General features: G+C 49.2%; 8 protein-coding genes. 7 read left to right on the top strand and 1 reads right to left on the bottom strand.

Features of this window, described 5'->3' with window-relative positions; genetic code table 11:
* The first annotated feature begins 3 nt into the window (after positions 1–3).
* The 7 genes from MHB71_RS24015 to MHB71_RS23985 all read left to right on the top strand — a co-directional run bounded on the left by MHB71_RS24015 (position 4) and on the right by MHB71_RS23985 (position 12,374).
* Positions 4–912, top strand: coding sequence for a carbohydrate ABC transporter permease (locus MHB71_RS24015; RefSeq protein ID WP_017691189.1), 909 nt, complete (start codon positions 4–6; stop codon positions 910–912).
* Positions 913–1,041: 129 nt separating this feature from the next.
* The gene (locus MHB71_RS24010; RefSeq protein WP_340027892.1) at positions 1,042–2,679 is read left to right on the top strand and encodes an ABC transporter substrate-binding protein; all 1,638 of its coding nucleotides are present in this window, start codon (positions 1,042–1,044) and stop codon (positions 2,677–2,679) included.
* Positions 2,680–2,854: 175 nt separating this feature from the next.
* Positions 2,855–5,074 (top strand): helix-turn-helix domain-containing protein, encoded by a 2,220-nt coding sequence (locus MHB71_RS24005; RefSeq protein WP_340027891.1) that lies wholly within the window; start codon positions 2,855–2,857, stop codon positions 5,072–5,074.
* A 45-nt stretch (positions 5,075–5,119) separates the two neighbouring features.
* Positions 5,120–7,432 carry a glycoside hydrolase family 3 N-terminal domain-containing protein gene (locus MHB71_RS24000; protein WP_340027890.1) on the top strand — a complete coding sequence of 771 codons (2,313 nt, stop codon included), beginning with the start codon at positions 5,120–5,122 and terminating at the stop codon, positions 7,430–7,432.
* A complete protein-coding gene (locus MHB71_RS23995) occupies positions 7,429–10,575 on the top strand; it encodes an alpha-mannosidase (protein WP_340027889.1) in 3,147 nt (1,048 codons plus the stop codon). Before MHB71_RS24000 ends, MHB71_RS23995 begins: the two co-directional genes overlap by 4 nt.
* A gap of 38 nt (positions 10,576–10,613) precedes the next feature.
* Entirely contained in the window at positions 10,614–11,489 is an 876-nt protein-coding gene (locus MHB71_RS23990) for a sugar phosphate isomerase/epimerase family protein (RefSeq protein WP_340027888.1), read from the top strand.
* Between the two features lie 12 nt (positions 11,490–11,501).
* Positions 11,502–12,374, top strand: a complete 873-nt coding sequence (locus MHB71_RS23985) for a sugar phosphate isomerase/epimerase (RefSeq protein WP_340027887.1) — start codon at positions 11,502–11,504, stop codon at positions 12,372–12,374.
* Between the two features lie 58 nt (positions 12,375–12,432).
* Here the strand turns inward: MHB71_RS23985 and MHB71_RS23980 are convergent, their stop codons facing one another.
* Positions 12,433–13,194, bottom strand: coding sequence for a MerR family transcriptional regulator (locus tag MHB71_RS23980; RefSeq protein ID WP_340027886.1), 762 nt, complete (start codon positions 13,192–13,194; stop codon positions 12,433–12,435).
* Between the last annotated feature and the right edge of the window lie 8 nt (positions 13,195–13,202).

The raw sequence follows: 13,202 nt of genomic DNA, 5'->3' as shown, positions 1-13,202 counted from the left end.
TCCATGTTCAACCTGATTAATCGTAACCGGATCAAGGACCCACTCGGTGACCGCATTTTCATGACATTCAACTATATCTTTCTGTTCGCCATACTGCTAACAGTGTTTTATCCGCTTTTGTATATCATCAGTTCTTCGTTCAGCTCTTCACGAGCCGTTACATCCGGTCAGGTGTGGCTGTTCCCGGTAGACTTTAACATCAAGGCGTACATCTCCATTTTCAAAAGCCAACAGCTTATGCTCGGTTTCTATAACACGATCATCTATACCGTGGTGGGCACGTTCATTAACGTGGTGCTGACCGTCATGCTGGCGTATCCTTTGTCACGAAAATCGTTCTATGGACGAGGTGCCATCATTATTTTCATGATGATCACGATGTTCTTTGATGGTGGTCTGATTCCCACCTACCTCTTGATGAAGGATTTGCACCTGCTCGATACACGTTGGGCGATGTGGCTGCCCGGGGCGCTCGCAGTATTCCAGGTCATCGTGGCAAGAACTTTCTTCCAATCTTCCATTCCGGAAGAACTCGGGGAGGCCGCGGAAATGGACGGTTGCCGGGATATCCGGTATCTGATCAGCGTAGTTCTTCCCTTATCAAAGCCCATTCTGGCGGTCATGACACTTATGTATGCCGTAGGTCACTGGAATGCGTACTTTGATGCATTGATCTACCTGCGTTCCGAGAAATTGTTCCCTCTACAATACGTGCTTCGCAATCTGCTTATCCTGAACGCGGCTGATCCGGCGATGCTCGCCAATACCAGCCAACAGATGCGGGACCAAGGGTTCGAGCAGGTGTTGAAATATGCACTGATCGTTGTGGCGAGTATTCCAATTCTGATCATGTATCCATTTGTACAGAAGCATTTTGTTAAAGGGGTCATGGTTGGTTCCCTCAAAGGTTAATCCTTGTGAGTTAAGCCTGGTTGCCTCTTGAAAGGAGGTGGAAGGAACACGCCGGCTTCCGGGGTCGATTTTATAAACGTGCAGTACAAGTCAATAATTTGCCGTTATGAACAAAAAGGAGGAGTCAGATTGAGAAAATCTTGGATTTCGATGTTGTTTCTGGTCTTTGCTTCGGTGGCTTTGTTGTCCGCATGCAGTTCATCCGAGGAATCGGGTGGAAGTAGCGACGGTAGCGGGGAGAGCGGCGGTCCTGTAACCATGACCCTCTTTGCTCCGCAAGGCAAAGCGTCCATGGAAGAGAATGAATTCACCCAATTTATCGAAGACAAGTTCGACGTTACCCTAAAATGGGATCTGGCCCCAACGGACGCCTTGCAGGATCGCAGACAATTGCTGCTGGCTAGTGGTGATTATCCGGAAGTATTTCTTCACGGCAAGTTCACCACCTCAGATCTTCAAACCTATGGAAAACAGGGCGTGTTCCTTCCGCTACAAGATCTAATTCAGAAGTATGGTCCGAATCTGACCAAGATTATGGAAGAGAAGCCATACTTCAAAGAAGCTATTACGGCACCGGATGGCAACATCTATGCGCTGCCTATCTTCAATGAATGTTACCACTGTACGTATGCACAGAAATACTGGATCAACACGGAGTGGCTTGATAATTTGGGCCTGAAAATGCCAACCACAACGGATGAACTGTATACCGTTCTGAAGGCGTTTAAGACACAAGATCCAAACGGTAACGGGAAAGCGGACGAGATTCCACTCACGGGCGCACCGAACAAGTATGTATGGAATGGCAACATTGATGCCTACCTGATGAATAGCTTTATATACAATGATAACGACAAATACCTGATCGTGAACGATGGCAAGGTGAGTTTTTCCGCCAATCAGGAAGGCTGGAAGAAAGGGCTGGAGTACATGAATAAATTGTATGCAGATGGCCTGATTGATCCGGCTTCCTTTACACAGAACGATCAGGCAATCGGACAACTGGGCAACAAGGAAGGCGATGAAGTGGTCGGCTCCATTACAACGGCGCTGGTCAGTTATCTCGTGAATACTTATGACAAAGACATCACCCGTCACCAACACTGGGAGATCGTTCCTCCATTGAAAGGACCAGATGGAGTGCAGACGACAGGCGCCACGCAAAGCGTCGGTGAGTTTGAATTTGCCATCACGAACAAAGCGACAGAAGCACAGCAGATTGCCGCCATCAAAATTGTGGACTACATGTTCAGTGAAGAAGGTGCGCTGTACGCGGAGTATGGACCAACTGAAGGAAAGGGCTGGAAGAAGGCAGATGCCGATGAGAAAAACATCAATGGTGAGCCTGCCAAATACAGCTACTACAACCTGCCTGAGCGTGATCCAAACGTTGTTGTGAACGAGAGCTGGTCACAGATCGGAGCACATGACTTGTCCAACACGTTCCGTAATCTGTTTGCAGAAGGACAGAATCCTTTAGAAGCAGAGGGTTATGGTACACGTCTGGCTCAAGCTACCAATGTGTATGAACCTTATGGACCCAAAGAAGTATACCCTGCGAACGTATTTATTCGTCCAGAGGATACGGAATCAGCTGCACAACTGACTACGGCCATCAAGGATTATGTACAGACGAATATGGCACAGTTCATTATTGGCAGCAAGAGCATTGAAAAGGAATGGGATTCGTATGTCAAAGGCTTTGATGGTCTCGGACTGAGTAATTACCTTGAGATCTACCAGCGTGCCATTGAGAAGAATCAATAATTGAAGGATTCAATATAGAGGCTGTCCCGTCTGTCACCCGTGACCGGGACGGTCTTCTCCTATGACAACCCCACGTCATCCGATATAATGTACTGAATATTTATGGAAAATTAGCGATCATCACAGATGTTTGTCGTCATTCAGCATGAACAGTAACGGTGGGGGGATCTCGGAGATGAACAACAATTGGTTTAGACGTTTGCTGTTATCGTATCTGCCTGTTTTCTTTATTGTGACGACCATTCTATTCTTTATTTTCTTTCAAGTATTCAATGAACAGAACCGTAGAGAAGCGCTCAAGGCCAATGAATTTCTGGCCTCACAGGTTACTCAATATCTGGACAACTCCCTACGTTCCATCGACTTCAAGGTACTGCGTGAGATTTTGACCAACCCTAACTTGAAGAATTATTTCTCGGTATCTGGCAGCGATGATGTGTATGCCGGCATTCAGGCGGTCCAGGTGGTTGATGAATTGAAAATAGAGTATCCGCTGATTGATTCGATTTATCTCGTTCGATACGGGGATGGCACGGTCTTCAGTAACGGGAAGGCTGTTCCGATTGAAGAGTTCCCGGATGCAGACTTTATTGCAGATAGCCGGTCAAGGGATGAACAGAAGTGGGCAGGGGCACGAGCGTTCCGAGCTTTTCCTTCGCAAGCGACGGAGCAGGTGATTACGATTGTGCGAAGTGTAGGAAACGGCAAAGGACTTGTGGTGACAAACGTGGATCTGAGTACCCTGAGAAAATCCATCATGCAGATGTATGATCCGGAATTTACGTTTGTGAACATCTTCAACCGTTCGGGCGGCAATCTGTGGGATAGCAGCATGCCAGGAGGGGTTGCAGCTTCTACTAAAACCACGACGGGAGAAGTTTTCTCTGAATTTACGTCGAGTTATAGCGGTTGGAAGGTGCAGACAGGTCTCAATAATGGAAAAATCGTCAAATGGGCTCTGCAATTTTATAATATCTGGTTTGCCTTTGCTGTAGTGGTTGTGTTGATCGGGGTGGTGTGGGTGATCTACGTGACCCGCAGAAATTATAAGCCGATTCAGCAGATTGTCACTTTAATTCAGACCGTCTCTTCGCAGAAGCAATCGGGGCTGGGCTATGGCAAGGAGAATGAGTTCCGATTCATCCATACAACGCTGGAACGCATGATTGATCAGACGAGGCAATATCAGGAGGAGCATGAAGAGAATCTGATTTTACAGAAAAAAATGTTCTTTCAGGAGTTGCTGGAGGGTACACGAGACTTTACGAGCACGGAGCTGACAGCGGAGATGAAGAAGTTCAAACTGCCTGAGCTGGAGCATCGTTGGGCCGTCATGGTAGTTGAAATGGATCGGTATGATGCATTTGTGACGGAGTATCATGATCAGGACCAATCCCTCCTGAAATTTGTGTTATCCAGTATTCTGCAGGAGAGTGCGCGTCATGAAGGAACGGAAGTATGGGCTGAATGGATCTCCGATCAACGTCTGTACGCCATCCTCTGGATTCCGGAAATGGAACAGGCCGAGGATACTGAGCATCGATTGCTAGCGGGTTATCTGGACAGAATTGATCAGTATCTGAACTTCACCGTGACCATTGGTGTTGGTCGGGTTGCTGTTGATATTCGGGGGTTGAGAGCTTCATTGAAAGAAGCTGTGCACGCGCTGGAGTACAAGGCTGTACTGGGCATAAATCGCATCATTCCGTGTAGTGATGTGCCGAATTCGACCAATGATGTGTATGAGTTCCTGAAGACCATCTCCCTGCTGGTACAGGCGATGCGCTTGTCGGACGATGTTTGGGAAAAGCATTTTGAGAGACTGTTTGAACAAATCAGTGAGTCCGTTCTGTCCCGTCAGGAGATTATGAATACGATCCAATTGTTATTTCAACATTACAATCGGGAATTCGCCGAACTTCCACGAGAGTATCAGGAGTCATGGGCCGCTATATTCACCCCACTTCTTCCAAGGCTGGAGGGCTGGGAGACGTTAGACGATCTGCGTGAGCTGTGCTGGGAAGGGTTCAGAGAACTGGCGTTGCAGATGCAGACGCTGCATTGTTCCCGAAAACACAGATCACATATTCTGGAGATTCGCAAATACATCGAAGAGCATTACAACAATCCTGATCTGTCACTGAACTACCTTAGTGATCTATTCGATATTAATCCGAAGTATCTGAGTAAGCTTTTCAAGGATGAGATTGGGGAGAAGTTTGTGGATCTGCTCATTAGTCATCGCATTGAAAAAGCCAAGCTGCTCATGCAGGAGACGGATAAGGCTATTCAGGAGATCAGTGAGGAAGTGGGTTACACGAACTATAATTCCTTCAACCGGGCCTTCAAGAACGTGGTGGGTGTGGCACCAAGTGACTATCGCAAAGCCATGTGAGTGCATGCGCCTAACTAATTCCGAACGCATAAGGAGAATGTGCATATGGACTATAAAGATGCTTCGCTTCCCATTCAGGAACGGGTTCAGGATCTGATCGGACGGATGACAACGGCAGAGAAGATTGGACAACTCATTCAGCCGATGGGATGGAAGACGTATGATAAAGCAGCTGATGGTACAGTACAGGTGACGGAAGAGTTCAAAGCGTACATGGAACAGGGGGGTGTCGGTTCTCTGTACGGTGTGCTTCGGGCCGATCCATGGACCGAAGTGACACTGGAAACGGGGCTTACCCCACGGCAGGGAGCCGTTGCCACAAATGTCATTCAGCAGTATGCCATGGAGTATTCTCGGCTAGGCATTCCCATTTTGTTTGGGGAAGAGTGTTCCCACGGGCATATGGCGATCGGGGCAACAGTTTTTCCGGTACCGTTAATGGTGGGAAGTACGTGGAATATGGAACTGTACCGCAAGATGTGTGAAGCCATCGCTGTGGAGACCCGGAGCCAAGGGGGAGCGGCAACGTATTCCCCGGTGCTTGATGTCGTACGTGACCCGAGATGGGGACGGACGGAGGAATGTTTTGCCGAAGATCCATACTTGATTGGTGAATTTGCAGTAGAAGCCATGAAGGGACTACAGGGTGAAGGCCTCGATTCCAACCAGACGATTGTCGCTACACTTAAGCATTTTGCGGCTTATGGCAGTTCGGAGGGTGGGCGTAATGCAGCACCTGTGCATATGGGATTACGTGAATTGCATGAAATAGACCTGTTGCCGTTCAAAAAGGCAGTGGAAGCCGGGGCTTGCTCCGTGATGACCGCTTATAACGAGATTGATGGGGTACCGTGCACGTCCAGTACGTATCTGCTGAATGACCTTCTGCGCGAGCAGTGGGGTTTTGATGGGTTTGTGATTACTGATTTTGGCGCCATTCAGATGTTGGTCCATGGACATAACACTGCTGAGAACGGGGAGCAGGCCGTGGCACAGTCCCTTCAGGCAGGTGTAGACATGGAAATGTCCGGGTACATGTACCGCAAACATCTTGGTCAGGCGCTTGAGCAGGGATTGATTCAACAGGAGGATCTGGACTTGGCTGTGTGGCGAGTGCTGGAGATGAAATTCAGACTTGGTCTGTTTGAACAACCTTTCGTAGATCCTGACTTTGCAGAACAGGTCATCGGATGTGAAGACCATACACAGCTGGCGAGGGAAATTGCACAAGAGGGAATTGTTTTACTGAAAAATGAAGGGGCTACCCTGCCACTCTCCAAAACAGGCACGAAGCTGGCCGTCATTGGTCCGAACGCGAACCATATCTATAACCAACTTGGGGACTATACCTCGCCACAACCGAGAGAGCAGATCGTCACCGTACTGGATGGCATTACGCGCAAGCTTGGCGCGGATTCGGGTCAGGTGCTGTACGCGCCTGGCTGCCGGATTAAAGGCGACTCCAGAGAGGGCTTTGCGCAAGCGCTGGCTTGTGCGGAACAGGCAGATGCCATCGTGATGGTGATGGGCGGGTCCAGCGCCCGCGATTTTGGTGAAGGTACGATCGACTTGCGGACAGGTGCGTCTGTGGTGACCGATGATCCATGGAACGACATGGAGTGTGGCGAGGGCATTGACCGGGCTTCCCTGAATCTCATGGGTGTTCAATTGGAACTGGTGCAGGAGGTACATAAGCTGGGGAAACCCGTTATCGTTGTGTATATTAACGGCCGCCCCATTGCTGAACCTTGGATTGATGAGCATGTCCATGCGATTGTGGAAGCGTGGTACCCCGGACAGGAAGGTGGTAACGCGATTGCAGATATTTTGTTTGGCGATGTTAATCCATCGGGTCGTCTTACGGTTTCCATTCCCAAGCATGTTGGGCAACTTCCGGTCTATTATCATGCCAAACGCACTCGTGGCAAGCGGTATCTGGAGATGGATCTGGCGCCGCAGTATCCGTTTGGATATGGACTGAGCTACACCGAATTCAAATACGAGAATGTAAGAGTTATACCGGATGTGATCGGCCCGGATGATGAAGCGCAGGTGATGGCTGAAGTCACGAATACCGGAGCGGTATCGGGAAGCGAGGTTGTGCAGTTGTACATCACGGATGTGTCGGCTTCGGTTACTCGGGCTGAAATGTCACTGAAAGGTTTTCGTAAAATCCATCTGGAGCCAGGACAGACCCAGACCGTTACATTCCCTGTGCAAAAAGAACACCTCGCACTGATCGACTCCCGTCTCCAGTCTGTCGTAGAACCGGGTGAATTCAGGCTCATGGTTGGCCGCAATTCTATGGATTGGACCGCCTGCAGTCTGCACATTCAGAAGGTGGGGGTGGAGGTATGATTCGAATTCAGCGATTCATCGAAGATCTGAAGCACCGACAATGGCTGGATACGATCGAGCTTCCAGCGTGGGAGATGCAGAGGGCCAGATACATTCGGCCAGGGGAATACGAGTACGAACAGGCAGAAGTAAATGAAGATGAGCAGGCAGACAAGGCTATGCAAAGATTGAATCCGCTGAACAGCGTACATGGAACGACGTATTTTCTGAGCAAACGTGTGGAGATTCCGGCGGAATGGCAGGATCAGGCTGTTGGGCTGATCTTCGAGGCCGGAGGAGAAGGGCTGCTGAAGGTGAATGGCATGCCTTATCATGGACTGGACCGGAACCACGGGTTCGTACCCTTACCGAGAAGTCGGGTAGGGGATACGCCGCAGTTAGAGATTGAACTCTACGATCCGATTCCTGAGCCGCATGATCCACTCAACCGACAAGCTGTCATTCAGCCGCCTATTCAGGGCATTCGGGCAGCATTGGTGCATGTTAATCAGCCACTGCAGAGCCTGATGTACAGCGTGACGGTACTCGCCGAGTCGCTCCGGGCATATAACGAGAAGGAGCCCAAGCGGATGGCACTTGTTCAGGCTATTTATCAGGTGATGGATAACATGTACAATGACCCGGAACGCTGGAGTGATGCAGCCTGGATACAGAACTTCGAATATGCATTAGCACAGTCGGTACAGCAGGAAGACCCGGAGGAATATCGAAGTGGCTTCATGCACCTGATTGGACAATCCCACATTGATATAGCCTGGCTGTGGCCTGTACGTGAGACGGTTCGCAAGTCCAGTCGCACATTTTCGACCATGTGCACCTTGATGGATACGTACCCGGATTTTGTGTATTCCCAGAGCCAACCGCAGTTGTATGCTTTCGTGAAGGATCATTACCCGGAGCTGTACGAGCGAGTTAAAGCCCGTATTGCTGAAGGCCGCTGGGAGCTAGTCGGAGGCATGTGGGTCGAGCCGGATCTGAATATTCCGAGTGGCGAGTCGTTAGTTCGGCAGATTCTGTATGGACAGAACTTCTATCAGGCGGAGTTTGGCAAACGCTCCAACATCGAGTGGCTGCCGGATACCTTTGGCTACTGTGCTTCCTTGCCGCAGATGCTGAAACTCGCGGATATTCCTTATTTTATGACCACCAAGCTGAATTGGAATGATACCAATGCGTTTCCGTATGACCTCTTCGACTGGGTAGGCATTGATGGTACTTCGGTGCTTGCGTATCTGAACCATGGGGTGAATGAGCATACGCGTCCCAAAGATGTGGATGAACATTGGCAATCATTTAAACAAAAGGATGTGCACCCTGAGCAAATGTTGCTTTACGGACATGGCGATGGTGGTGGTGGAGTGACGAATGAGATGGTGGAGTTTGCGGAGCGATCCCATTTGATGGTTGGACAGCCAATCAGCAAATTCAGCACAGCAGGGGCTTTTTTTGAAGACATATCATTAAATAATCCGACGTTGCCGAAATGGCACGGGGACTTGTATCTGGAACTGCATCGCGGAACGTATACAACTCATGCGAGGAACAAACGTAGCAACCGTAAGGCAGAGGTATTATATCGGGAAGCGGAAATCTGGGGGCAATTTGCCGGGGCTTACGGCGCGCACACGAAGAATGATCTGGATGAAGGCTGGAAGTTGATTATGCTCAACCAATTCCATGACATTATTCCGGGAACGTCGATTCCAGAAGTTTACGTAACGTCCACCCAGGAGTACACGAAAGTATTTGCACTGGGTACATCCGCACTGCGGGAAACGCTGGATACCCTTGCGGAGAACATTGCAACAGATGAAGTCGATGGTCTCCCCTATATTATATTCAACAGCCTCGGCTGGAAACGCGGAGAAAATATCACCATTACAGGGGATGCTCACCTCGCCAGGATGGCAGCATTTGATCGTCAAGGTAACCGTTTGACCTGTGATCTCGAACAAAAGGAAGACAAGTATACGCTACTCGTGCATGTTCCATCGATTCCTGCTTTTGGGTATACAACCATATGGCTGCGCGAAGCATCGGATGTTATCCTTCCAGTAAGGGAAGAAAAATCCTTCCCTTCCACGTGGGAAACCGAATTTTACACGCTTGAGTTTAATGACTTGGGAGAGATCACTCGATGGTATGACAAAACGGTAGGACGTGACTGGCTGAAGCCTGGTGATCGGGCGAATGAGTGGCAGTTTTTCCACGACAAACCGACGTACTGGGATGCATGGGATATCGATCCACGATTTGAATCTCAGCGAGCTGGTGAGGTGCAGTTGATCTCCAGAGAGATTGTACAGCGCGGGGCTACGCGAGATGTACTACGTTTGGTCTGGAAGCTGAATAAATCGGAGATCAGCCAGGATATCATTTTGCATCGTTACCAGCGGCGTGTTGATTTCCATACAAAAGTGAACTGGAAGGAGAGCCATAAGCTGCTCAAGGTGGCCTTTCCAGTGGATCTGGTGGCAGCCAAAGCAGCCTATGAAATCCCGTTTGGAGCGTTGGAGCGTCCAACCCATAACAACACCAGTTGGGAGCAGGCGCAGTTCGAGGTCTGCGGACATCGCTGGGCGGATATCTCGGAGGGCAACAGCGGTGTGAGTTTGCTGAATGATTGCAAGTACGGATACGACATCAAGGATCGGACGATCCGCCTGTCTCTGCTTCGTGCTCCGAAATGGCCGGATGAACATGCCGATCAGGGCGATCATGAATTCACGTATTCGATCCTGCCACACCAGGGCGATTGGCGACAAGCTGCCGTCGTTCGCCGGGCGATGGAGCTGAATCATCCGGTCGAAGTTGTGGCAGCGAGTCAGTCTTCCGGTCACTTGCCAGCTGAACATGCTTGGGTTCAGTTCCACAGTGAACATGTTATTCTGGATGCAATCAAGCCAGCGGAAGACGGTTCGGGAACAGTACTACGTTTCTACGAATCATCCGGAGGTCGGGAAACGGTGCAGGTTCAGTGGGCTGAAAAGGAAATCAAAGCGTCCATCATTAATCTTCTGGAGGATGAGATCCATCCGTTGGCTTGTTCAAACGGCACAATTGAACTGACATTCAAACCGTATGAGATCAAGTCGGTGAAACTTGTTGATATCAGTAATGAGTCGAACCTTACATTTACATGAGAACGTAGAGTTACTCACTCAATCACAGGAGGTATGACATGAAATTAACGAATAAGATCGGTGTCATCGTGGATAGCTTTGGCGTAGGTGTACGGGAAGGGTTGAACAAAGCCAAAGACGTAGGTGCAGAAGGTGTGCAGATCTACGCCGTCAAGGGAGAGATGGACCCTGAAAATTTGTCACCTGCGGCGCGCAAAGAGTTGAAGAGTTACATCGATTCTCTGGGTCTTGAAATTTCAGCACTGGTTGGTGATTTGGGTGGGCATGGGTTTCAGGTCAAGGAAGATAATCCGTGGAAAGTGGAGAAGTCGAAGCAGATCGTGGATCTGGCCCTCGATCTGGGTACCAACATCGTCACCACACATATCGGCATTGTTCCACATGACCCTTCATCAGAAGTTTATGCCACGCTGCATGCTGCTTGTGAGGAACTGGGCCAATACGCCAAAAGTGTTGGCGCATACTTTGCCATTGAGACAGGACCGGAAACGGCTGCTGACTTGAAAGGATTCCTGGATACGCTGTCGACCAACGGAGTATCGGTGAATTTTGACCCGGCGAACATGGTGATGGTGACCGGAGATGATCCGGCGCGGGGCGTTCATCTGCTCAAGGATTACATCGTACATACCCATGTGAAGGATGGTGTGCGGCTGAAGGAAGTTGACCCACGAGACGTATACGGAGCGGTCGGTTATGCCCCTATGGATCACGATAAGATTGCCGAAATGGTCTCTTCCGGGACTTTCTTCCGTGAGGTGCCGCTGGGCGAGGGTGGCGTTGATTTTGACGGATACTTTGCAGCGCTTCAGGAGATTGGTTACACCGGTTATCTGACGATTGAACGCGAGGTTGGTCATCAGCCGGAGCAGGACATTCGCAAGGCGGTTCAATTTATCCAACAATATCGATAGGGAGCTGAGTAGATGAAAGTGGGCCTGAGCACGTATAGTTTGTTGAACGATTTGAATTCGGGTGAGATGACGGTGCTGGATGTGATCGACTGGATTGCGGCGAACGGCGGCGAGCATATGGAAATGGTTCCTTACGGTTATACCGTGGAGGATAATCATGATCTGGCGGATGCGATTCGGGAGCGGGCTGCTACTAAGGGTATTGAACTGTCCAACTACTCGATGCCAGCGAACTTCGTGCAGGAGACGGAAGAGGCCTTTGAAGAAGAGATGGCTCGGGTCAAAAGACATGTGGATGTCGTACACCGAATGGGTGTAAAACATCTGCGGCATGACGTCACGGCGTTTACCCTGCCAAAGGAGAAGATGACCATCGCCTGGTTCGAGCAAAATCTGCCGCTGATGGTGCGGGGAAGCCAGATCATTGCGGACTATGCCGCGCAGTTTGGCATCACGACAACCATTGAAAATCACGGTTTCAGCGTGCAGGCGAGTGATCGGGTGCAGCGTGTTCTTCATGCTGTAGATCGTCCGAACTTCAAAACAACACTCGATATTGGAAACTTCATGTGTGTGGATGAGAATCCGATCATTGGTGTCATGAAAAATCTGCCGTACGCTTCTCTGGTCCACTTCAAAGATTTTTACTTCCGTCCTTATGATGAGCATCCGGGTGAGGGTGAATGGTTCACGACAGCCTATGGTAACTTCCTGCGAGGGGCCATCGTTGGACAAGGTGACATTCCAATCCGAAAAATTGTAAAGTTGATCAAAGACTCCGGCTATGATGGTAACATTACGGTGGAGTTCGAAGGCATGGAGGAATGCAAATCCGCATCCAAAATCGCCATGGACAACCTGCGCCGCTTCTGGGAAGAGGCGTAACGAAGCATGATGAAACATAATAAGGGAATGGATCAAGGGCCACTTTTCGAAGTGGCTCTTATTGTTGATCATCAGGATTCTGGACTGTCCATCGGTCCAGGATCATTTCGATGTAACGCATGGTATCCGTTGTCATACCATATACACGAGCTGACCGATCATCCCCTGGGGTGATATAATCCCAATATTTTTCTGCCAATTCTGCATTTCCTTGAAAAGCCCTTTCAGCATAATCAGAGATTCGAATGGCCAGTAACCGTGAGGCTTCGGAATCCGGAGGTTCCATTTTGCATGTATGAACATCTTTAAGAATATCGGCCCATTCCATGGATATTGAATCGTTCTGATTATTCAGAGGTAACGATTCCATTTCTTCAGGTGTAAAAACATCTTGACGGAACTTGCCCGGAGGTTGATCCAGTTCACGGATGAAACCCAGCATCTCATCCAGACTGATTTTACCGGAGGCTCTGATGGCATATATAGTTGAAAAAAGAAGATGCTCGACCTTGCTTAATCTCTCCTGCTGTTCCTTAACGACGGCCAGTTGTTGTTCCAACGTATTATTCCATAAAGTGAGATTACTTTTTGGTTCAGAGCGAGTAGCATCCTGATCGAGGAATTCTCCAATCTCATTCAATTTAAAATGCATTTTCTTCAGAATGGTAATCTGCTGAAGCCGTAAAATATCCTTTTCACCATATAAGCGATACTGATTGTTCTCATTACGGGCCGGTCGCAGTAAACCCAGCTTTTCATAATAATGAAGTGTTCGGATGGATACTCCGGTATGTTTGGATAGTTGTCCAACGGTATACAACAGCAGAT

Origin of the sequence: Paenibacillus sp. FSL H7-0940 (assembly GCF_037979415.1) — a bacterium.
GTDB classification, from domain to species: Bacteria; Bacillota; Bacilli; order Paenibacillales; family Paenibacillaceae; genus Paenibacillus; species Paenibacillus amylolyticus.
Note: the sequence above shows the minus strand (reverse complement) of the source record. Positions and strands in the feature narration are given on the sequence as shown.